This window comes from Sulfitobacter noctilucae (assembly GCF_000622365.1).
In the GTDB taxonomy this organism is placed as follows: Bacteria; Pseudomonadota; Alphaproteobacteria; order Rhodobacterales; family Rhodobacteraceae; genus Sulfitobacter; species Sulfitobacter noctilucae.
In genome coordinates this window covers 263,109-285,047 of record NZ_JASC01000013.1, presented here as the reverse complement: position 1 = coordinate 285,047, position 21,939 = coordinate 263,109, and the positions used below count along the sequence as shown (strand labels likewise).

19 protein-coding genes and 1 tRNA gene are annotated in these 21,939 nt (G+C 55.4%); 15 read left to right on the top strand and 5 right to left on the bottom strand.

Features of this window, described 5'->3' with window-relative positions; all coding sequences use genetic code 11:
- Positions 1–55 precede the first annotated feature (55 nt).
- Positions 56–925, bottom strand: coding sequence for an NAD(P)-dependent oxidoreductase (locus Z945_RS0108150; RefSeq protein WP_025051610.1), 870 nt, complete (start codon positions 923–925; stop codon positions 56–58).
- A 534-nt stretch (positions 926–1,459) separates the two neighbouring features.
- Between Z945_RS0108150 and Z945_RS0108140 the strand changes: the two genes are divergently transcribed.
- The 6 genes from Z945_RS0108140 to Z945_RS0108110 all read left to right on the top strand — a co-directional run bounded on the left by Z945_RS0108140 (position 1,460) and on the right by Z945_RS0108110 (position 7,101).
- Positions 1,460–2,236: a helix-turn-helix domain-containing protein gene (locus tag Z945_RS0108140; RefSeq protein ID WP_025051608.1), complete on the top strand. Its 777-nt coding sequence runs from the start codon at positions 1,460–1,462 to the stop codon at positions 2,234–2,236.
- Between the two features lie 19 nt (positions 2,237–2,255).
- Positions 2,256–2,684 (top strand): plasmid mobilization protein, encoded by a 429-nt coding sequence (locus Z945_RS0108135; RefSeq protein ID WP_241434482.1) that lies wholly within the window; start codon positions 2,256–2,258, stop codon positions 2,682–2,684.
- A gap of 744 nt (positions 2,685–3,428) precedes the next feature.
- Positions 3,429–3,890, top strand: a complete 462-nt coding sequence (locus Z945_RS20850) for a hypothetical protein (protein ID WP_025051606.1) — start codon at positions 3,429–3,431, stop codon at positions 3,888–3,890.
- Complete coding sequence (locus Z945_RS20845) at positions 3,891–4,193, top strand: hypothetical protein (RefSeq protein WP_025051605.1); 303 nt, start codon at positions 3,891–3,893, stop codon at positions 4,191–4,193.
- A gap of 253 nt (positions 4,194–4,446) precedes the next feature.
- Entirely contained in the window at positions 4,447–4,842 is a 396-nt protein-coding gene (locus tag Z945_RS0108120) for a hypothetical protein (protein ID WP_025051604.1), read from the top strand.
- 1,263 nt (positions 4,843–6,105) lie between these two features.
- Positions 6,106–7,101 (top strand): DNA cytosine methyltransferase, encoded by a 996-nt coding sequence (locus Z945_RS0108110; protein WP_025051602.1) that lies wholly within the window; start codon positions 6,106–6,108, stop codon positions 7,099–7,101.
- Here Z945_RS0108110 and Z945_RS0108105 read toward each other — a convergent pair.
- A complete protein-coding gene (locus tag Z945_RS0108105) occupies positions 7,098–8,339 on the bottom strand; it encodes a PP_RS20740 family protein (protein WP_025051601.1) in 1,242 nt (413 codons plus the stop codon). The genes Z945_RS0108110 and Z945_RS0108105 overlap by 4 nt on opposite strands.
- Entirely contained in the window at positions 8,336–10,249 is a 1,914-nt protein-coding gene (locus tag Z945_RS0108100) for an ATP-binding protein (protein WP_025051600.1), read from the bottom strand. The genes Z945_RS0108105 and Z945_RS0108100 overlap by 4 nt, the downstream gene beginning before the upstream one ends.
- A 1,049-nt stretch (positions 10,250–11,298) precedes the next feature.
- Between Z945_RS0108100 and Z945_RS20055 the strand changes: the two genes are divergently transcribed.
- Entirely contained in the window at positions 11,299–12,360 is a 1,062-nt protein-coding gene (locus Z945_RS20055) for a tyrosine-type recombinase/integrase (RefSeq protein ID WP_025051599.1), read from the top strand.
- A 31-nt stretch (positions 12,361–12,391) separates the two neighbouring features.
- Here Z945_RS20055 and Z945_RS0108090 read toward each other — a convergent pair.
- Positions 12,392–12,468 (bottom strand) — tRNA-Arg (locus Z945_RS0108090).
- A gap of 171 nt (positions 12,469–12,639) precedes the next feature.
- Here Z945_RS0108090 and Z945_RS0108085 point away from each other — a divergent pair.
- From Z945_RS0108085 to Z945_RS0108070, 4 genes are all read left to right on the top strand, one after another.
- On the top strand, positions 12,640–14,094 hold the full coding sequence (locus Z945_RS0108085) for a YadA-like family protein (protein ID WP_025051598.1): 1,455 nt from the start codon (positions 12,640–12,642) through the stop codon (positions 14,092–14,094).
- 62 nt (positions 14,095–14,156) lie between these two features.
- Entirely contained in the window at positions 14,157–14,597 is a 441-nt protein-coding gene (locus tag Z945_RS0108080; protein WP_025051597.1) for a hypothetical protein, read from the top strand.
- Between the two features lie 138 nt (positions 14,598–14,735).
- Positions 14,736–15,704 carry a LacI family DNA-binding transcriptional regulator gene (locus tag Z945_RS0108075; RefSeq protein WP_241434491.1) on the top strand — a complete coding sequence of 323 codons (969 nt, stop codon included), beginning with the start codon at positions 14,736–14,738 and terminating at the stop codon, positions 15,702–15,704.
- Positions 15,705–15,708: 4 nt separating this feature from the next.
- Positions 15,709–16,929, top strand: coding sequence for a winged helix-turn-helix domain-containing protein (locus Z945_RS0108070; RefSeq protein WP_037970799.1), 1,221 nt, complete (start codon positions 15,709–15,711; stop codon positions 16,927–16,929).
- A 10-nt stretch (positions 16,930–16,939) separates the two neighbouring features.
- Here Z945_RS0108070 and Z945_RS0108065 read toward each other — a convergent pair whose 3' ends face one another.
- Complete coding sequence (locus Z945_RS0108065; protein WP_037970797.1) at positions 16,940–17,632, bottom strand: aspartate/glutamate racemase family protein; 693 nt, start codon at positions 17,630–17,632, stop codon at positions 16,940–16,942.
- A 154-nt stretch (positions 17,633–17,786) separates the two neighbouring features.
- Between Z945_RS0108065 and Z945_RS0108060 the strand changes: the two genes are divergently transcribed.
- The 4 genes from Z945_RS0108060 to Z945_RS0108045 are packed head-to-tail and all read left to right on the top strand — an operon-like array spanning position 17,787 to position 21,938.
- The gene (locus Z945_RS0108060) at positions 17,787–19,025 is read left to right on the top strand and encodes an NAD(P)/FAD-dependent oxidoreductase (protein ID WP_025051593.1); all 1,239 of its coding nucleotides are present in this window, start codon (positions 17,787–17,789) and stop codon (positions 19,023–19,025) included.
- Between the two features lie 30 nt (positions 19,026–19,055).
- Positions 19,056–20,045 carry a TRAP transporter substrate-binding protein gene (locus Z945_RS0108055; protein WP_025051592.1) on the top strand — a complete coding sequence of 330 codons (990 nt, stop codon included), beginning with the start codon at positions 19,056–19,058 and terminating at the stop codon, positions 20,043–20,045.
- A 56-nt stretch (positions 20,046–20,101) separates the two neighbouring features.
- On the top strand, positions 20,102–20,623 hold the full coding sequence (locus Z945_RS0108050; protein ID WP_025051591.1) for a TRAP transporter small permease: 522 nt from the start codon (positions 20,102–20,104) through the stop codon (positions 20,621–20,623).
- A 4-nt stretch (positions 20,624–20,627) separates the two neighbouring features.
- Positions 20,628–21,938: a TRAP transporter large permease gene (locus Z945_RS0108045; protein WP_025051590.1), complete on the top strand. Its 1,311-nt coding sequence runs from the start codon at positions 20,628–20,630 to the stop codon at positions 21,936–21,938.
- Position 21,939: the final 1 nt, after the last annotated feature.

Below are 21,939 nucleotides of genomic sequence, written 5' to 3'. Positions count from 1 at the left end.
GCAGCAGGCAATTCTACCAGATATCGTCGATCTATCTTTGCAGGCGGCCGACGCCTTAGTCACGCTGTAGGCGTTTGTAGAGCGCGGATGTATCCCAGCGCCCGCCGCCCATTTTCTGCACATCTTTATAGAACTGATCGACCAGCGCAGTGACCGGCAGGCTGGCCCCGTTTTCGTCCGCAGTGTCCAGACAGATGCCCAGATCCTTGCGCATCCAATCCACGGCAAATCCATGTTCGAATTGATCGTCCAGCATCGTCTCGTAGCGGTTCGCCATCTGCCAGCTGCCCGCGGCACCCTGGCTGATCACCTCGACCACATCGTGGCCATCAAGACCTGCTTTGGTTGCGAAATGAAGCGCTTCTGACAAGCCCTGCACCAAACCGGCGATGGCGATCTGGTTGCACATTTTGGTCAACTGGCCCGCACCGCTTTCACCGATGCGTTTTACCAGCTTGGCATAGACATCCATCACCGGCTCTGCGCGGTCGTAGTCGGCGCTGTCACCGCCACACATGATGGAAAGCTGCCCGTTCTCGGCACCCGCCTGTCCGCCCGATACAGGCGCATCAACAAAACCGATGCCTTTGGCCTGTGCCGCCGCATAAAGCTCTGACGTGACCTTAGCCGACACGGTTGTGTGATCGACAAAAAGAGCGCCTTCGGGCATCGTTGCGAACGCCCCATCATCGCCCAGACAGACAGAGCGCAGATCGTTATCGTTCCCAACGCAGGCCATGACCATCTCGGCGCCCTGCGCAGCCTCGGCCGGCGTCGCGGCGCTTGTGCCACCGTGCTGCTCCACCCACTTTTGCGCCTTGGCCGCCGTGCGATTGTAAACGGTTACATCATGGCCAGCGGCCTGCAAATGTCCGGCCATCGGATAGCCCATCACACCAAGGCCGAGAAAAGTGATTTTTGTCATCTGAGTGTCCTTCATGCCGTTAAAACAGATCGGTCAATACTGATCCGATGCAAAGTTGATCCTTTTTGCTGCCCTCGCAAAAGCGCTGCACGCCGCAGGCCCGACAGGCCGCGCTGTCGTCAAGCTACATAAAGGTTTTGGCCTGCAGGGCAAAGACTGCGTTTTTTGCGAAGGAGATTATGGAGCATGGTTGGATGTGCTGAATTTCTCAGTCGATGGGCAGATTGTTGGCGGGCCATAAACTTCGCTTGCATTGATGCAACGACTTGCGGCGCCGGGCCCATTTAGCGAAATCATAAGCCTTCATGCTGCCTCCTCTGAAGGCACGGTGGCCGGGGCGTATAACGCATCATTTGTGGCGACCCCGGCAGAACTGCCAGAAACGGGAAATTATCAAACAATTTCAATGTTCCTGCTGGGGAACTTGGGACGGTTTCGACCCTAATAAGGTCAATGGGTTAGGTAGCCGAATGGGACACATCTCGGTGACCTTAGGTGCGCGGCATTCTGGCATCGATGTTCAGGAGGCGATCGATGTCTGAGCTTCCGAAATTTTGCGACATCAAGCTGCAATACCTGTTGGAGATGGTCACAGACCACCAGCTGGATGATAACGCATTGCGCGTGGCTGTCTACTTAACGCTAGCTCATGCAGATCATAGGACTGGCGTCAGCTATCCGTCGTTTCAGACAATTGGAGCGGCCATTGGCAAGCACGCCAAATCAGTCAAGCGCGCGCTGAACAAGGTCGAGGCGGCCGGTTACATGACTATCAAACGTGGGACCAATAAAGGGAACTCTTCCCGTTATCGACCCACCGAAGCGACCCTGAAGCGTGCCGCAGAGCGGCGCCGAGATGACGACAAAGTTGTCCCGCTAAGCTATAGCGAAAGGGAGCATTTCTGTCCGCAAAGTGGGACAGGTCTGGCCGGAATAGGGAGACAGGATCGCCCCCCGAACAAAGAACAAGAACTTAGAAAGAAACAGGGGGACGAGTCTACGCCAGGTTTGCCTTATGTAGGGCTGCCCGGCGAAAAGTGCCCGAGTGACAAGACCTTGGTATTTCTCCCACGGGGCATCGTCTTTGTACGGGACTGGGATGCAAGGCTGGCCCTAGAGGGGATGGCAACCCTCGAGCGCAGCCTTCCCCTGTCACCGCACGGGCATCACTTGGGCTTCTGGCTGCCAGGACGGATACCTGCTCCGGCGGCCAGCGCAGAATGGCAGGCACAGTTGCGCATTCTAAGGAATCTCATCCGTCAGGCGCAGGAATCCGCCCCGATTATAGGGGAGAGAAAGCATGCAGTCTGAAGAAATAGCAAGGCGACCCATGTCAAACGCTGGCGCAGATGACACGGGACCTTCCGAGGGGCGGCAGCCCCCCCCTTCGAACCCCACAAGTGCAAGCCGCCTCCCCGTAAAGGAGCCGCTGGTTGAGACATTCGCCTTCCGCTGTACCGCAGCCGAAAAGTCCATGCTGCGCGCCAAGGCGCAGGCCGCAGGCCTGCCTGCGGCGACGCTGCTGCGCGAGGCTCTCGGCTTGACCAAAACCCGGCGGCGCAAACCTGTTCCGCGCGTCGATCCAGCTTTGGTGATGGCTGCGGGCCGCATCGGCGGCAATCTTAACCAGATCGCGCGCTGGCTGAATCACGCGATGCTGAGCGGTCGCACCGACGTCAACTGCCTTGCTATCGCGCGTCGCCTGTGTGTGATTGAACGCCAGCTTGGGCAGCTCCTCGACGAGGCGCGGCGATGCTGATCAAGTTCTTCCCCCACGGCAAAGGCGGAGGCGCTGGACCGGTAAACTACTTGGTCGCCAACAGCGTGCTAGCCCACGACAAAAACCGCAACCTGATCCGCGATACCGATGGCTTGCCCATGACTGTGGCACGTGACCCTCGGCCCGAGGTTTTGCGCGGCAACTCAGAGCGCACTAAAGCCCTAATTGATGCCATCTGCTACAATTGGACTTACCGCGCGGGCGTGATCAGCTTTGCCTCAGAGGATGCGCCGAGCGAAGCGCAGCAGGCCGAGGTCATGGGCGCCTTCGAGCAGCTGGCTTTCGCCGGGCTAGACGGTGAACAATACGACATCCTCTGGGTGCGCCATAGTCACCAAGACCGTGTCGAGTTGCACTTCTGCAGCCCGCGCCTAGAGCTAACTTCCGGGCGCAGTCTTAACGTCGCCCCACCCGGCTATCAGGACGCCTATGACAGCCTACGCGATCTGATGAACCACAGACACGGCTGGGCTGACCCAATGGAGCTGGAACGCGCGCAAGTAGTCCGTGACACCAGCGAAGCCCCGACCCGGGCTCAAGGCCGGGACGAGCTGCACGCGTGGGTCCTAGATCAAATCTCGCTGGGCATGATCCAGGATCGCGCAACAATGGTCGAGGCCTTTACGGAGGCCGGGTTCTCCTTGCCCCGAGTCAGCAAGGCTTACCTCACAGTGCAGGACCCCGAGACAAGCGAGCGCTGGCGTCTGAAAGGAGAAATTTTCCATGAACACTGGCAAGCCGACCCGGCTGAGCGAAAAACTGAATGCAGAGCTGGAAACGATACGCAAAGATTACGCCGCCTCGATGGCATCCCAGTTGGAGAGCTTCAGTTGCGATTTGACGGTCATTGCGAGCGACGCGCGGCGTATCATCGAAAGCGATACGCACCACTTTCTACGCGAGAACAGGAGCTTCTTCGAGACCCGGACCGAACAAATCAGGCGCTGGCTGACGATCTCGCCTTGGGTCATTTCGGGACTATTCGTGACGGGGATCGCCTTGATGATGGCCGCGAGCTGGTTTTGGACGCTCGTGCTGACGCGTGCGGAGCTGTCGGAACTAGGCCTGACTCGGATCGACCAGGACGAACGAACCTTGCTCACGCTAGACCCCGACAAGACCATACTGAGCACCTGCAAACTGGCAGACAAACCGGTTTACTGCATCCAAATTTTGGAGGAATAAATGATGGAGCCATTGACAGCATTGGAGCGCGATTTGCTCACCTGCGTAGAGCGGTTGGTGACGGCGTGCGAGACCTCAGTCGAAGCATTGAGCGGCTTAGAAGCGCGCTCGACGAAGAAGTTGCAAGCTCAGCTGGATGGTATCGCAGCCTGCACGACGTTGCTCATGCGCTCGCAGATCAAGTCGCTGGAAGCGTTACGTGGCTTACTCAGCGACGAAGCCACTTACAGCGCGCTGGACGTGCAGTTGCGGAAGAGCTGGAGCTTAGCGAAGGCCGCCGAAGAAAAGCTGCAAAAGAGTTAACGCGCATGCGCCCCTACGGCGAGCAGGTCCTTCCGGTTCTTTCCGATAGCGAGAAGATAAGGGGCATTGAGTTCGACAGTCCTAAAGCGATCTCACGGCTGAACGGAATACTCACGGACGCAGAGTTTCGCGCGCCCTCTATTCACAAGCGACTAGCCCCAAATTCTGCCCTGCGCCGTAGAGGTGCTTTGACAAGAGTCGGCCGTCCCAACCCAGCAATTCGACCACGAAAATACTAGAAGAAAGCGACCCGATGACAAATTTCAATGATGACCCAGAACGAGCAGAAATTCTTTTGCACGACCTACGCGCATTTCTGCACAATGCGCATGACCAACATCGAGCCCTGACCAGAATATCAGAAGCAATTGCTAAATCCTCAAACCGCATCGAAGGGCAGGAGGCAACGAACAAACGTATCCTGCAAACCTTGCGTAAACAGATAGACATGGGCGTAAACGTTCATATCGATGCGGACCTCCAATCACATGTAGCGAGAGTTAAAGCAGCGACAGATCCTGTGAGCAAAGGGGTTGAGCGTATTTCGCAGACCATGCGGCACTTCACGCTAGTAGTCGCCTCAGTTGCCTCTGCTTCCAGCTTCGCAGGCGCAATTATAGGCGTTCTATCGGCTTTCCGTTTCCTATGACGTTTGAGGTGTACCCCATGTCCCAAAATCCAACCCTTCCAGCCTATCTTCGGCTTCGTGCTTTCACTAACGCTGAGTTAAACTCTCCGCTTAATCGCCTTACCACTGGAAACGCAGCAGCTTGGTTGGCTCATGCTACGAGTTATGGCATCACAGCCGAGACTTCTCTTCTTCAGGAAATTGCAAATCCGAAACTAGATCCCGTCGCTCGTTCGACAACCCTGGTACGTGCGATTGTTAGGGCGATGACCTCTGCAGGACTTCCCCTAACCCCCCCATTCCAATCAGTGGATCTTTTGTACAGTGCTATAGAGGACGATGGGTATGCCGCAATGGAGCTAGGCACCAAGGATCCGTTTGAAAGTGACATTTCGCGCGGCCCTCGCCCTTAAACGAGCAGCCCGCCTACGACGAACGGACCGTTTCGCGCCTTTGATAGCTATATTTTTAATAATGTAGCCGCATAAGGCGTTCCAACATGACAAGAGATAATCATGGCATATTTGGGTAAAGAAGAATTACAGCACGAATGGGCTACCGAAGCTGCGGATGCATACACGGCTGCTTTCTTGCGCTCCGACATGAATGAGACGAACTTTTACAGTTTGGTTGAAAAGGAGTTCTTCATCAACTCGGAGGGCGTCCAAGCTCGCGGTGAGGATATCGTTGTCGCTGGGATCATACACACCAGAGAACGGATGGCATACCCTCCAAGGGCTCGAGGCAGGACGACACTCAGAATTGTAAAGTGACATTCGGTCCGTTTATATTGCGTGATGATGGTCTAACCGGTCCGTTCTCTGCTCGGGGTAGTTAGATGCATTCCAGGATATAAGCTACTTGTTGGTTTAGTTGGCAGGAATTCAGCCGGCGGGTGCCGGGCACCCATTCAAGACAGCATATCGCCCCCCTTGCGACGCAACTTTTGGCAGTTGCCCATGTTGGTCTCCTGAGATCGGCTAGGTATAAATAGCTGTCACCCGTCATCGGCCCTACAGTCCCAGCCCCCATCACCGCTTTTTTAATACAGCGCCATTATCCACCAGAATTGGCGACGGCTGCACTATTCGCATCGCCGACCGGCTCGTTGAACGAACGGAGGTAGTAGGTATAATCAGTTCGCTAAGGGCAGACCGAACCCATAGTTTGAGATACCTTGTACAAACGATCACGTCTGCGATAAGCGTCCCAAAAAACTGTCGTAGGCATGTAGCGTGCCACAACCCTGAGGTCGCTTAGGCTTCATGACCACAGGCGGGAGCCATGACAAAGAAGCTCGGAAAAATACTTAGTCTGTTTTGTGGATGTGGTGGCCTGGACCTCGGCTTTGAACAAGTCGGGTATGAGACGGCGTTAGCATATGATCAACGTAAAGACGCAGTTTCATCTTGGAACCGGAACCGGGCAGAGGCCAATTCAAGGGTACGAGATATACGCGAATTGACTCTTGAGCAAATCGATCAGGACTTTGGGCGTGAATTTCATCCAACCGGTATTATTGGAGGTCCTCCATGCCAAGGATTCTCAATAGCCAATCGAAATGGAAGCGACAAAGATCCTAGAAACACTCTGGTCAGCAAATTCTTCGATATTGCCCTCAAGCTTCACGATCGCAATCCTGTTTCTTTCATAGCTATGGAAAACGTTCCACCAATTCAGGGCCAGCGTGGGGGGGGAATTATAGACGAGGCTTCAGCGAGACTAGTTGAACGCGGTTTCAACGTGAATTGTAAAGTTTTGGACGCAGTTAATTACCAGGTTCCCCAAAGAAGAAAGAGGTTTTTCTTAGTTGCGATTCCCAAAACAGCGGCTAAATCCGGCTGGATCCCTCCGGAACCCTACGGCCAGAAGGAGACTGTCAGGTCGGCGATTGGAGATTTTCCAGAACCAGCAATTTTCCAACGCGGGTGGAATTCTGAGCGCAATCCTTTTCACGAAAACCATTGGTGCATGATGCCAAAGTCGAAGAAGTTTTTTGATGGGACGCTTGTTGAAGGGTTTACGGAAAATAGAAGTTTCAAGACCCTTTGGTGGGATCAACCGAGTTATACGGCGAGTTACGGGAACCGTGAGGTTCACATACACCCGAACGGGAAGCGGCGACTAAGTGTTTTCGAAGCTATGACGCTGCAAGGGTTCCCGCGTTGGTTTGTGCTTAACGGCTCCATGTCTTCCCAGATAACGCAAGTCAGCGAAGCAGTTCCCCCTCCTCTCGCTTACGCAGTAGCGAAATCGCTTGGGCGCAGCCTGAATTCCTAGTCTTGTGTCACACTATCTTTTTCGCGAGCCTCCATGGGGTCAGTAGATAGCCATAGATCATAACCATGGTTCGCATCTTCTACCGGGTAACCAGCTGCCGTCAGCAAAGTCTTCGATTCATCAATCATGGCCTGCTTAACTGCAAGATCGGAATCCATCTTGGTATCAAGGTTTTCAATACCAAATGACCTCCGAAGGGCGCGAATATGATCTGACAAAGGAGCTGTGCCTTGAGGCACAGTCTGATTCAGCGTTAATCCTGTCTGATCAAATATTTCTATTGGTTTGGGAATGAAGATATAGCAAGTCGAGATCATATTCGGGACGAACGGTTCTTTTCGAAACATCGAGTAGCAATAACTTGGCAGTTTTTTGACGCTGAAATTGGCTTGCTCCGCCAGATGGACCAACCACTTCGAAATACCCAGAGTTACAGCGCGGATGAACTCGATTCCATTATCCTGAGAAACTCTTGCCCAGAAATCCTCCACCGGTTCGCCGGGTACAAACTTACCACCGAATTCAGCGGCAAAATCTGGGTCTCCTTGGACATTTTGAAGAACCTGCTGATAAAGCGCATCGAGTGACTGTGGTGAAATGCTGTCAATTTGCACTGGAGTCGTAAGATATAGCACCCAGGGCCGCCGTTGAGCTCCTAACTGAAACTCTACAATACTTCGAATAGCGTCAACGAGCCGTCCTGTTTGGTCGGTGTGAGAATTGGCAATTGGTTCACACGCATCAATATTTACGATGTCGTATGGACCGCTTCTTCGCATTAATGTGCGAGCCTCAGAATTAGCCAAAGTGATGTCTTCTAATCTCGAGACGTGAACGCTAGAGCCCGCGTGAACCAATCCCGCTCGATCCACCTCAAATTGCCGCGTATGTCTGCGCAAACGAACGGCTTCGGTTTCTCGGACATAGCAGAAGCCTGTGTAGTGAAGGGTTTGCCCATGTTCAGCGCAAACGTCGGCTATCAACTTAACGTCAAATAAATCTGGGCCTGGAAGGGTAAGGTATCTCACCGGGGCTCCGTCAATCAACGCCCCGGTATCCCGCAGTTGCTGGATCAGTTTGTCAGCATGATGTGCCCACTGGTACCTGCGCACATACTGCTTGCGTGGTTTGTGCCAGGGCGCAAAGGCCAGTGGCTCTGGCGTGGCCACCTCGTCCACTGGCGCGGGCAGAGCGAACTCATCGAATGAGTCATCGGGACTATCGAACTCTGTACTCATTCGTCGTCTTCAAAAATCGAAATAATATCAAAAATAAGATCAGCTCTTCGTTCATCATCTAAGAGTTCAAGAATGCCATATGCATCCAAAGTTATAGTCACAGCTTCAATGCGATCAGAGCGCCGAAATTTCTTTGGATCGATTCTGGGTTGGTTCCAGGTAATAGGGTTGCCTCCTACCTTAACAGGCAGGCTTACTCCGTTATCACCTTCAGTGACCTCCAATGTCGGCAGAGCCAGATTATTTCCGCGCATGCGCTCCCAAACTTCACCGGTAAAATCTGATAACTTGCTGATCGCCCCCTGCTCGCGATTAATCCTCTGCTTATCTCTTACTTCACGACCAACGCGTTTATGCTGAGTCGCAAACTGCCTAAAGGCGTTATGAAGCCATTTTTGGATATACAAATAATGGGGGTGGCTGGTGTTGTACGATTCCCGGTCAATGTTTAGCGCACCATCCAATCCTTCTAAGACGAACACCTCACACGTTACCTGCTTTTTCCTTGTTTGTTCGGCAATCTGGTAGCCGAGAAAGTCTGGATCAAACAGGGTTCCACTTGCACCATTTACTCTTAAAAGAGCTCCGATGCTCTCTTTCGGTATAATCTTAGAATTCCAATATAGGTAGGCTTCAAACGCTAATCGGCCGCCTGATAGCTCCTCTGACGCGCCCCCAAAATTAGTTTCAACCTTACCTGCAAAAAGAAGTGGACATGGTAGATCCTGAGAGCCCTGTAGCTCTTCAGCAAGTCTTACGGGCCTGAACAGTTGAACACCGTCGATAAACACTGAGAATTTCGACAGCGGATCTTTAGTTCCTGCTACAAGCCCCAAATCCTCACGCAATCTATTCTCGCTCGCGAGCTCAACATTCTCAGCACCGCCTTTTTGTTTATTAGACAGCTTGTAGAATTCCAGATTGCTGCTTCCTTTAAAGTCAAATGGGTGAGTTCCCAAATACTCTATCGGGCTTCCCAGGCTTAGCCGCCAAAGCATTTTAAAGTAATTATCAAGGTGGGAAAGATCCGTGCGATCCTTCGAATTGCGGCCCAACTTAATGGTCTCCGAAAACAGAGCTTCGAACTTGTTTTTGGGGCTGCAACCTGATGCCCAAGGCAACTGTGGTTCTTTGCTCAGAAGCCCGTCACTGGACACCCTTCCAATATGGAATTTTGGTTCCGCAATTACGTCAAATAGCCCGCCTGTTTGGTCTGCAGACTGCTCATCTAATGCATCCCAGATTTCGCGACTTTGAAGCTTCTCGCGGACGGCTCTTTGAACGTTCATTAGCACGATCGTCGTACCGTGCGAGTCAACATCAGGTGTTTTCTCTGCAACTACCTTAAAAGTTCCACTTGCATATGTCTCATCGTCATTCTCGACGAGCGTATTTTCCCGATATGTATCAATTTTGACCGTCGCAGAGACTCTTTCTGCTGAGCCTTTCCGTTTTGATATAATCTGGAAGTGGTTGGTAAGTTGGGCAACCGCGAACAGACCAATCCCAATCTTTCCTATCAATTTTCGACCAGATGGGCTCTCTGTAGGATCGTCTTTACTAACGGTCCCAAGGCTCTTGCCCCGTGACGTTCTCTTGGAACTCCCGCCAATATTGGTCAGCAAGTCCGCAACGGTTTGGCTATCCATCCCGATACCGTCGTCACTAATGCGTATTTCATTGAAAAATGGATAATCACTATCAATTGCCACCTGCGTCGCATCGGCATCGTATGCATTAGACACGAGCTCCCTAAAAGCAGACCAGGGCTCACGGTAGATACCGTCAGTGACACGAGAAATAATTCGGTCATTTGTCTCTAACTGACCAACTGCCGCTTCACCACTCTCTAGGCTCTTGGCAATATTCTCTGCCAAGTGCCGAGTTTTCTCATTTACTGTAGAAGCCAACGGGTTGTTCCTAAAACTTTTCACTAATCGCTAACTGCACAATTTTGAACGTGCCATCCATAGCTGCATTGTTAGCGATAGACCGGCCCCGCGACAACTGTCGTTTGCGAACCGTCGCTTCCCATCCAGCATGGCCGCTGCGCTTACTTGTGAAGCAGAAGGCCGCTTACTCCAAGCCCGTGGGATTAAATCGACAGCTGCAAAGAACAGCCCTAATCAGCTCTACCGCATGGAATCATTCAAATGATCGAAGGATCGCGTGTGTTTTACACCCCAAGGGATAGTCATCTATTGTAGCGAGGATACTCACACAGAAGTTTGCCGACCCTACAACTTCACCCGTGCTCATCGGTGAGTCCCGGCAGAGGCTGAGCGGTCCCTTTTGTCGAACACAACGTCGGGGTTAAGTTCGAGCGAGATTGCCGCTCGTCCTAATCCCCTCATTCTATAGCCCCTCAAGTTCGCGAAGGCCTTTACCAAGCTTCTTCCATGCAAATGTATCTTTTTTATCACACTTTGAAAAAACCACAGATCATTTGAAATTAGCACAGCGAGGGTTTTTGAAGTTAAATGAGCCTCGATTCAGGTATTTTTCGCAATCACGGGTTTTGAGGCGCGTCGCCTCACCTGTTTTAATGAAACATCGCGCAATTGAGACATCGCAGCTTACTATGGCCGGGAAAAGCTGCATTTTTCGCACTAGGGCTTTGTTTTTTTTCGCAAATTGTACGGTATTGCCCCGCCGTTTAAAGTCTATTGCGCACTCTGCAGTCGGCGATCTAGGACATTGGCACCCAGTGGAAACTTCGGAATTCGCCACGATTAGAGGGTCCGCATCTTAGCTTCATGAGGTAAAATCTAGTGCCGTCATCTCGCTCCCCCGGCCTGCCCACCCCTCGGCAGATCAAGGAAACACTTAAAGCAGTCCAAGAATCGCGACCTGATGCGCGAATTACGGCGGTCGGGCCAGCAGGTGTGACCTTCGAATATCCGCAAGAGAATGGCTCAAGCGGAGAATGGGACGGGAAGCCGTTCGCAGGAGAAGCAACATGAGCAAAACTAAACTGCCCTACTTACGCTCGAAGCTGCGGCGTGGGCGCTGGTTCCACACATATCGTCGCGGTGAAGTAGAACGCACCTTAGGCGTTCACGGACTCCACCCGACCGATCCCAAGGTTGTTGCTGCTTGGGCTGCAGAACACGCCCGATGGCAAGAAATGCCGCCTTGTACTGGAACACCAGCATCAGGCACGTTTGCCTGGGCATTGGACATCTACCTTTCAGGGAACAAGCGCTGGCCCAAATATGCTAAAGGCACCCAGAAATCGCGCGCAGCGATCTTCGCGCGGTATCGCAAGGCCCAAGGCACTCGTCCGCTCAGTACTATAACTGGCGAAACGATTGAGCGCGCCCTATACGCGAAAGGCGGCCACGGGGCAGTGAATGAGTACAAGGCGCTTATGCCCGTATTCGAGCATCTGTACAGGAAAGGCTTCATTAAAAAGAACCCCATGCTCGGAATCCGCTTGGACAAGCCGAAAATTGAAGGCTTCCCCGAGGCTCAAGCAGAAGACATCGCCGCTTTTCAAAAACGCTGGCCAGTAGGCACTGTACAACGGTTGATCTTCGACCTTGCGCTCTACACCGGGGCGGCACGGTCCGACTTGGCCAAGCTCGGGCGCAAGAACATTGGGGATGATCTGCTGATCTATCGACGCCAAAAGAGCACGGTAAATGCCCGCGTTCCCCTGACTGCCGAGTTGCGCGCTGTGATTAGTCAAACCCCGGACATCTCCCCCACGTTCATCCTGAACGCGCGCGGCAAGTCGTTTGCCGCCGGAAGCCTCGGCAACCTTTTCGGTGATGCTGCCAAGGACGCCGGTATGAATGCGCGTCTGCACGGGCTACGCAAAGCCTTCTGCATCTATTGGGCGGAACAGGGCGCGACCACACACCAGATAGCCGCCATGGCTGGCCATTTGAGCTTGTCGGAGGTGGAACGGTATACGCGCGCCGCTGACCGTGAGCGAATGGTGAAGCTACTGGTGGGGAACGCAAAGGCTGGGACACAGCATTTTAAGAACGGGATACACAAGAGTAACTCACTGTAAAGAGGACTAAAAAACAATGGATTCGGACAAATGGCGACCCCGGCAGGATTCGAACCTGCAACCTGCCCCTTAGGAGGGGGCTGCTCTATCCAGTTGAGCCACGGGGCCGTTTCTTGTGTTTATCTATTGCGCCATCACATGGCTACGGTCCCGCCTTAAATATTCTCGCGAGAAGTTTATTTTTGCGACAGTGAAACTCTTGGGGGTAGGGATCGTTGTTGTTTGTACACCGCGCGAACGCGTTGTTCGTACAATCCATACAGTGACAGGAGTCATACCATGCTTTTCCGCCTTCCAATTGCCCGTTTGGGTCAAACAACAACTGCGGCTCTTTTGTTGTGTAGCGCGGCTACTTTTGCTTACGCGGACGAGACGGATGCGTGTAATGCGGGCGCGGGTGACGGGTCGGTTGAATGTGGGGCGAACACCATGGCGGGTGGATCGAATGCAATCGCCATCGGGAATGGTGCGGCTGCAAATGACGGCGATTCCATCGCAATCGGCGGCAATCGTGATGGCGATGACGGGATCAATACTTCAGCTACAGGTCCATCTACCACGGCGATCGGGGGCCAGACTGTTGCGGCAGGCCCCGGTGCAACTGCGATTGGCTGGAAATCAGCGGCGACCGCTGAGCGCGCGCAGGCCTTTGGCCATCTGGCAACAGCGCAGGGTGTGCGGTCGCTTGCCATTGGTGAAAACGCGGATGCGGTTTCGGATCAATCGACTGCCATTGGCAACGAAGCCATTGCCGATGGAGTTGATGCCATTGCTCTGGGCGACGCGGCAATGGCGTCTGGCCCATCCACGACGGCTGTCGGCGGCGAAACAGTGGCGACTGGTCCGGGCACGACTGCCATTGGCTGGCGATCCGCAGCCACGGCCGAGCGGGCCCAAGCCTTTGGTCACTTGGCAACGGCGCAAGGCGTGCGGTCATTGGCAGTAGGCGAGAACGCTGACGCGCAGTCGGACAATGCGACCGCCATTGGCAATGAAGCGATTGCGAACGGAGTTGACGCGATTGCATTGGGTGACACATCCGTCGCTACGGGGCCGTCCACATCTGCCTTGGGCGGTGAGTCGGTCGCTCAGGGTCCGGGGGCCACAGCGGTTGGTTGGCGTGCCATGGCCACGGCAGAGCGTGCGCAAGCATTTGGTCATCTTGCACAGGCGAGCGGTGTACGGTCGACAGCGGTTGGTGAAGGAGCCGTCGCCTCTGGTGAACAATCCCTGTCCTTTGGTAATCTGGCCTCGGCCACGGGCGATAATTCCGCTGCTATCGGCAACGGTGCAACTGCCACGCGCGACAACCAGTTCACATTGGGTAATGCCAACAACACCTATTCCGCACCAGGTATCACGTCCGATGCCAGCAAGGCCGCGCAAAGCGGATCTCTTGCGTTGGTGACGTCTGATAGCCAGGGCAACCTCGCCACAGCGGGTGTCGATCTGAACCAGGTGCTGAACCTCGGGACAGCAGTTCAAAGCAACACCGCAGCAATTGCCGCTAACAAAGAGGGTATTGCGATGGCGATGGCGCTCGATGCGCCGTACGTCCCGCAGGACAAGCAGTTCGCCATCTCGGGCGGTTTGGGCAGCTTTGAAGGCTCGCAAGCGATGGCTGTGTCCATGGGGTACCGTATCAACCCGAACACACAGTTCGACGCCGGTATCACGTATGGCTTTGATCAGGATCAGGTTGGTGGTCGTTTGGGCGTAACATACGCGTGGTAAAAGTGATCCACAGAACGCTATCGAAAGCACCGCGCATTTTTTGCGCGGTGTTTGTGTGTGCGATGACACTTGGCGCGCCTGCGCAGGCGCAACAGGTAGAACAGGTGGAGCGTAGCTTTGCCGTGGCGTTGATCCGGGATGTGTTGACCGCAATTAATCATGGCAACTGGACCGGCAATTATACCGTGCTGCGGGACTATGCTTCGCGTGACTTTGCAACGGCGAACGATCCCACACGTTTGGCCGGTCTCTTCGCTCCGGTTCGCGAAGCCGGGTTGGACATGCTGCCTGTGCTCGCAACCGAGCCTGAAATACTGAACACCCAGATTGCCGCCGGTGATACGCAGATCCGGCTGACGGGCTATTTTCCGGTGCTGCCGGAACACATCAGCTTTGATTTGGTCTTTGTGAATGAAAAGGCGCGCTGGGTGCTGCTGGATGTTTCGGTGGGCAAATTTGATCCCATTACCGAGCCACAGGAAACGGCACCGGCTTCGGAGTAGTCGGACAGATCGGCCCTTGCGCGGCAAACTTCTGTTAAGGTAGCCTGATAGAAAAGCCAGTCAGGAAACAGATTGTCCCAACCTGCCAAACGTCCTCTTACCCTGCGCGATGTATCCGAAGCTTGCGGGGTGTCCGAAATGACGGTCAGCAGAGTATTGCGCAACCGCGGCGACGTATCGGCGGCAACGCGTGACAAGGTACTGGCCGCAGCCAAGGAGCTTGGATACGTGCCCAACCAGATCGCAGGATCACTTGCATCGCAGCGCGTCAATCTTGTAGCTGTCATCATTCCATCGCTCAGCAATATGGTGTTTCCCGAAGTGTTGACCGGCATCAATCAAGTGCTGGAAGACACACCGCTTCAGCCCGTTGTAGGCGTCACAGACTATATGCCCGAGAAAGAAGAGCGCGTGCTTTACGAGATGCTGTCATGGCGTCCTTCTGGTGTGATCATTGCGGGGTTAGAGCATTCGGACCCGACCCGTGCCATGCTGGCTGCTGCCGGTATTCCGGTGGTCGAGATTATGGACACCGATGGCAAACCCGTAGACGCAATGGTGGGTATTTCGCACCGCCGTGCGGGCCGCGAGATGGCGGCGGCAATCCTAAAGGAAGGGTATGAACACATCGGGTTCATGGGCACCAAGATGCCTCTGGATCACCGCGCCCGCAAACGGTTTGAAGGGTTTACCGAAGCATTGGCCAAGGCCGGTGTGGAGATCGAGGACCGCGCGTTCTATTCCGGCGGATCGGCTTTGGCCAAGGGCCGCGAAATGACGCAAGAGATGCTGGAACGCTCGCCAGATCTGGATTTTCTGTATTATTCCAATGATATGATCGGGGCAGGGGGGCTGCTGTACCTGCTGGATCAGGGCATTGATGTGCCAGGTCAGATCGGGCTTGCCGGGTTCAATAACGTCGAACTGTTGCAAGGGTTGCCCCGCCAACTGGCGACGATGGACGCCTGTCGTGTTGAGATCGGGCAGGCCGCAGCGCGGATCATTCTGGACCGCACATCCGATGCGCCCGACCCGAATGCCGAACAGCATATCACGCTGAAATCGACGCTGTCTTTGGGGGATACCCTGCGCAGACGCCGCCGCTAACGCGATGCTGACGCTAACGAATACGCAGGCGCGGCGGGTCTTTCTGGACCGGCACCGCCTGTCAGAAGCCCCACAGGGACCGGCCAAGGGCGATGACCTTTTGGCATTGATCCACAGCTTGGGTTTCGTACAGCTTGACAGCATCAACACTGTTGCCCGTGCGCATAACTTGATCCTGTTCACCCGGCGTCCGCGTTACCGGCCTGCCGCGCTCAAGTCGCTGTACGAAAAGCAACGAAAGCTATTTGAGCATTGGACTCATGATGCCGCTGTCATTCCGATGGACTTCTATCCGCAATGGCACCTGCGCCGCCAACGTGATGCAGAGCGTTTGCGCAGCCGTTGGCGAAAGGACCGTCGCGAAGGGTTCGAGCGGCAGTTTCAAGTTATATTGGACCAGATCAAGGCAGAAGGGCCTTTGTGCTCCGGTGACGTAGGCAAGGATGAACCGCGCGGTTCGGGCGGATGGTGGGATTGGCACCCCTCCAAGACGGCGCTGGAGTATCTATGGCGCAGCGGCGCGCTCTGCGTGACGGGGCGGGACGGGTTCAAAAAGCGCTATGACCTGACGGAGCGGGTGTTGGAGCAGCATTTGTGCACTCCCGCCGATCCGCCCGATGTAGAAGCGACCGTTGACTGGTGCTGCGATCAGGCGCTGGCGCGATTGGGCTTTGCGACCCACGGTGAACTGGCTGCATTCTGGGCGCATATCACCCCGGTAGAGGCGCGGGAGTGGTGCAAGAACGAACAGACCGCCGGGCGTCTGCAAGAGGTGGCGATCACGGGCGCGGATGGCAGTGTCAAGCTGGCCTATGCGCGGCAGGGATTGGAACAGGACACTGCGCTGGATGCGGAACCGACCAACCGCCTGCGCATTCTCAGCCCCTTTGACCCGGCGCTGCGGGACCGTAAGCGGGCGGAGCGGCTGTTTGGTTTTGACTACCGGATCGAGGTGTTTGTACCCGAGCCACAACGCCGCTTTGGCTACTATGTCTTTCCGGTGCTTCAGGGAGATCAGTTGGTCGCCCGTGTCGATATGAAAGCTTTTCGCGACGAAGATACCTTGCGCATCAAGGCGCTTTGGCCGGAGGGCAAAACACGGTGGGGCAAGGGGCGGCAAGCCGCATTTGAGGCCGAGCTCGAACGGATCAAAAAGCTGGCAGGCGTTGATAATGTCGCGTTCGAGGATGGTTGGCTGCGGGGGCCGGCACAGGATTTCCTGTGAGGTGGTGCGATCAAAATTGGCGCGGGGCCAAGCCCGCGTGGAACCACCGCAAGTAGGTATAGATCGAAAACACCGGTATCCCCGTCGCCCGTGCAACATCGGCGGCATAGGGCACCATGTTTGTGCATTCCAAAATAAGGGCTCCGATATCGTCATGCAGGGAGATAAGTTTCTCTGCGGCCCGTATCATTTCAGTCCGCGCGGCCCGCACATCCAGTGTCGGTTTGTTTCCCAGGATCGAAGCCGCAAGGCTGCTGCCCTCCATCCCTGCTACCGGAGTTTCCAAGGGCACGCCCGCAGCTGCAAGATGCGCATCGCTCAGGCTTTCCGCCGAAATCGTCAGCACACCGAGCCGCTTGCCGTGTGCCAGCATTGGTATGATCTGGCCCGCCTGTTCCAGTGCGGACGCCGCAACGGGTACACCAAGAGCCGTCGCCAATTGCGGCCGCATCAGGGACAGGAAACCGCAGGTCGTCGCGATGCCAATGCAGCCCTCGCGCACAAGCGCATGTCCTTGGGAAATAAAGGCCTCGACGAAGGGGGTCATGTCCGCACAGACAATCGCCTGAGGGGTGGCACCCGCGACCACGCCGTACCGCACGGGAAAGGGCCAGGTATCTGGATTACCCACATCGCCTATGATCCGCGGGAACCGCGTGTCCAGCATCAGGATACCAAGAAGGGGCTGCACAGGGTCTCTCATGCCGTAAATATTTGCGGTTTCGCGGTGCGATGGGCAAGAAGAAAGGCTAACGATGACATTTTGTAAACAAATTGTTGATATTTCGAATTTTCGTGCGAAGGTGACGTAAGGAGAATCGTATCTTGCCCTACTGCCTTTTGCCCGGACACTTTGAATGAGCCGTCACGTCGTCGTCATCGGTGGGGGGATCGTGGGTGTCTCCACCGCCATCTGGTTGCAACGTGCCGGGGTGGACGTCACCATAATTGACCGGGGCGCGCCGGGAACGGGGACATCGCATGGCAATGGCGGTATTCTTGCGGCCTGCGCGATGGTGCCTGTCACTGGGCCCGGGTTGATGACCAAGGCCCCCGGCATGTTGCTGGACCGCGAATTCCCGTTGTTCCTGCGCTGGGGTTATCTGCCGAAGTTGCTGCCTTGGCTGCGCAAATATCTGGCAACGGCGAACGACACCGACACGCGACGCATTGCCTTGGGCCTTACCTCAATCGTGGGAGATTCTGTCGAACAGCACAAAAGTCTGTGCGATGATCTGGGTCTGGGCGATTGGGTTACGGAAAGCGATTACAGCTTTGCCTATGCCACTCGCGCGAAGTTCGATGCCGAAAGCTATGTTTGGGAGCTACGGCGCGAGGCGGGCTTCGTACCCGAACTGATCGAAGGCGAGGATGTCCGCGATTTTGAACCGGCATTGGGGTCAGAGATTACCTGCGTCGCCAGATTGAAAAACCAGGGTTTTATCCGCAGTCCCGGCGGATATGTGCAGGCACTGGCAAAAGCGTTTCAGGGGATGGGCGGCACCATCATGCAGGCCGAGGTCAAGGATTTCGACCTGAGCGGCGGATCGGTTCGCGCAGTGCAGACCACCCAAGGCACCGTGAATTGCACCGAGGTCGTGCTGGCTACAGGCGTATGGTCCAAGCCGATGATGGCCAAACTGGGCTTGAATGTGCCCTTGGAAGCCGAGCGCGGCTATCACATCGTTTTTGAAGGATCGACCGGCGGGCCGTCCAAGCCTTTCATGATCGCCAGTGGCAAATTTGTAGCGACACCGATGGAGCAGGGGCTCCGCTGTGCTGGGATCGTAGAATTCGGCGGGCTGGAGGCTGGCCCTTCAAATGCGCCGCTCGCTTTGCTGCGGCGGCAGGCTGCCGCGGCCTTTCCGAACCTTAAGGCCGCGAATGAAATTGAATGGCTGGGCCACCGCCCGGCCCCATCTGACAGCTTGCCTCTCATCGGGCAAGTGGGCGAAACGAAGGTCTTTACCGCCTTCGGGCATCATCACATCGGGTTGACGGGCGGGCCGAAAACGGGCCGACTGGTCGCCGGATTGATCACTGGCGCGCAGGTCAATACGGACCTCACGCCTTACCATCCACAGCGCTTTTCGTAAGCGCAAACAAAACCAACCAGGGAGATAGCAATGAAACTGACCAACAAATTGATGACAGGTGCGGCAAGCATCGCGATCGCCGTGACCGGCGCACTGCCCGCATTGGCGGCCGAAAAGTGGGACATGCCGATGGCCTATTCCGCCTCGAACTTCCACTCTGAAAACGGTGCGGCATTCGCTGAATGCGTGACTACCGGCACGCAGGGCGAGATCACAATTACCACCCATCCGGGCGGGGCGCTGTTTGCCGGTGCCGATATCAAGCGCGCCATCCAGACCGGTCAGGTCCAGATCGGCGAGCGCCTGATGTCCGGCCATGCCAATGAGAATGCCGTTTTCGGATTTGACAGTGTTCCCTTCCTTGCGCCCTCTTTCGAGAACAGCGCAAAGCTGTTCGAGGCGGCCAAACCGTCGATGGAAAAGCTGCTGGAAGAGCAGAATCTGGTCATGCTTTACGCCGTGCCATGGCCGCCGCAGGGTCTGTACTTCAACAAGGAAGTAAACAGCGTGGCCGATATGAAGGGTCTGAAGTTCCGCTCCTATAACAACGCCACTGCGCGTTTGGCCGAGCTGACAGGCATGTTGCCGGTCACAATCGAAGCTGCCGAGATTTCGCAGGCCTTCGCAACAGGCGTTGCCGAATCCATGATCTCATCTGGGGCGACGGGGTATGACCGCAAGGTGTGGGAAAGCCTGAGCCACTTCTACGAAGTCGATGCCTGGCTGCCCTATAACTATGTTATGGTGAACAAAGATGTCTGGGAAGACACATCAGACGCGCATCAGGGCATCATCACATCCTGTGCAGGTGAAGCACAAGAGCGCGGTCTCGACGCCGCCAAAGCCTATACGAAGCTTACGATGGACGGCCTTGCCGAAGGGGGTATGACCGTTGGTTCCGCCAGCGACGCGCTGATGGCTGAGCTGCGTGAAATCGGCGAAACGATGACCGCAGAATGGCTCGAAGCTGCGGGTGAAGATGGCAAAACCATCGTCGATGCCTACAAAGGCATGAACTAAGCACATTGGCGGTCCCGGCCTTCGGGACCGTCCTTTCCTACTCGATGGGGGGCATCATGGGCGTCGTTCGCAGAACACTTAATTTCATCTATATGGCGGCAGGCGTGTTGGCAGCACTTTGCCTGATAGCAATCCTGTCGCTGATCGTGATGCAGATGCTCGCCCGCTGGACCGGCGCGATCTTTCCCGGTGCGCCGGATTACGCAGGCTATGCAATGGCGGCGGCCAGTTTTCTGGCCTTTGCCAATGCGCTGAACCGGGGCGCACATATCCGCGTGTCGATCCTGCTGAATGCCGTGGCACCGGGGCCAAAACGGTTGCTGGAAATCTGGTGCTTTGGCTTGGCGGCAGCCATCGCGTGGTATTTCACCTATTACGCCTATTGGTTCGTCTACTGGTCATGGAAGTTCAACGAGATCAGTCAGGGGCAGGATGCCACCGCGCTTTGGATACCGCAGTCGGTCATGGTGCTAGGCGGCGGGCTGCTTGCGCTCGCTTTGACCGACAATCTCGTTCACGTCCTACTTAAAGGACAACACCGCATCACGCGCGATACGGTTGAAAGCCACGGGGAATAATCCGATGACCGAAGTCTACGCCATCGTTCTCTTCCTCTTTGTGCTGTTCCTCTTGCTTGGCACCGGCGTTTGGGTCGGCCTTGCGCTGATGGGCGTTGCTTGGGTCGGGATGGAGTTGTTCACGACGCGACCGGTGGGCGATGTGATGATCACGACCATCTGGGCCTCGTCTTCATCCTGGACATTAACGGCGCTACCACTGTTCATCTGGATGGGAGAAATTCTGTACCGAACGCGATTGTCCGAAGATATGTTCAAAGGCCTATCGCCCTGGCTGGCGCGGTTGCCGGGCGGCTTGGTGCATACCAATATTGTGTCCTGCACCGTATTCGCGGCGGTATCAGGCTCTTCTGCGGCAACGCTGACGACCGTCGGGAAAATGGCGATCCCGGAACTCAGGGCGCGGAACTATCCCGAAAAGATGGTGATCGGCACGCTTGCGGGTGCGGCGACCCTTGGCCTGATGATCCCACCCTCGCTGGCGCTGATCGTCTATGGGGTGACCGTCAATGAAAGTATCACCAAGCTGTTCTTTGCCGGGGTGTTCCCCGGCCTTGTGCTGGCGGGGATGTTCATGGGCTATGTGGCGCTGGTCAGCTTTACCTCAACGGGTTGGAACCCGACCGTTGAACGCGGCATGAGCTTTAGGGAGAAGCTGGCCAACTCGCGGTTTCTGCTGCCGGTCTTTGCGCTGATCACGGTTGTCATCGGGTCGATGTACGCGGGCCTTGCCACCGCCACCGAAGCGGCGGCCATCGGGGTGATCGGCGCGCTGGTGCTGGCGATGTTCCAAGGCTCACTGACCTGGGACAGCTTCCGTGAAAGCCTGATGGGGGCCACGCGCACCTCGGCAATGATCGCGCTCATCCTGTCGGGGGCTGCGTTCTTGAAACTGTCGATGGGCTTTACCGGCCTGCCACGCTCGCTTGCCGATGGCATTGCGGCAATGGAGCTGACGCGGTTTCAGCTGCTGATGGCGCTTTTGGTGTTTTACATCATACTTGGGATGTTTCTCGATGGTATCTCCGCGATTGTGCTGACCATGGCTGTGGTCGAACCAATGGTGCGCAGTGCAGGTATTGATCTGATCTGGTTCGGCATATTCGTTGTCGTAGTCATCGAGATGGCGCAGATCACGCCGCCGATCGGGTTCAACCTCTTTGTGCTGCAAGGCATGACGGACCATGAAATTGGCTATAGCACCAAGGCGGCCTTACCGATGTTTGCCATCATGGTGCTGATGGTATTTGTCCTGATCTGGTTTCCGGAGCTTGCGACTTGGTTGCCCGACAACATGCGCAATTCTCCAAGTTAGA